We start from the raw sequence: 363 nt of genomic DNA, 5'->3' as shown, positions 1-363 counted from the left end.
CCACACCCGCATCCAGCCACAACCGCTCCCGCTGGAAGGCATACGTCGGCAACTCCACCCTCGGGTGAGGACCACCCAGCAGCAGCTTCCAGTCCGGCTCCGCCGCACCACGCACGAACAGACCCGCCAGCGAACGCAGGAACTGATCCCAGCCACCCTCACCCCGACGCAACGTCCCCACCGCCACCACACCACCACTCGCGGTATCAGCGTCGCGCTCCGCGTCCAATGCCTCGAGCGTCTCCTCGATCCCCATCACCAACACCGGATGGGCACTGACCTCGACGAACGCCCCGAAACCCTCCCCCGCCAGCCGACGGGTGGCCTCCGCGAACCGCACCGGACGCCGCAGATTCTCCACCC

The 363-nt window shown here is 68.6% G+C and carries 1 protein-coding gene; it reads right to left on the bottom strand.

Features of this window, described 5'->3' with window-relative positions:
* On the bottom strand, positions 1-340 hold a 340-nt coding region (locus tag RM704_RS44975; RefSeq protein WP_311593655.1), incomplete at its 3' end, for a hypothetical protein.
* Positions 341-363 lie beyond the last annotated feature (23 nt).

This window comes from Streptomyces gottesmaniae (assembly GCF_031845845.1).
GTDB lineage: Bacteria > Actinomycetota > Actinomycetes > Streptomycetales > Streptomycetaceae > Streptomyces > Streptomyces akebiae.
The sequence above is the reverse complement of the archived record's forward strand: the minus strand, read 5'-3'. Positions and strand labels throughout refer to the sequence as shown.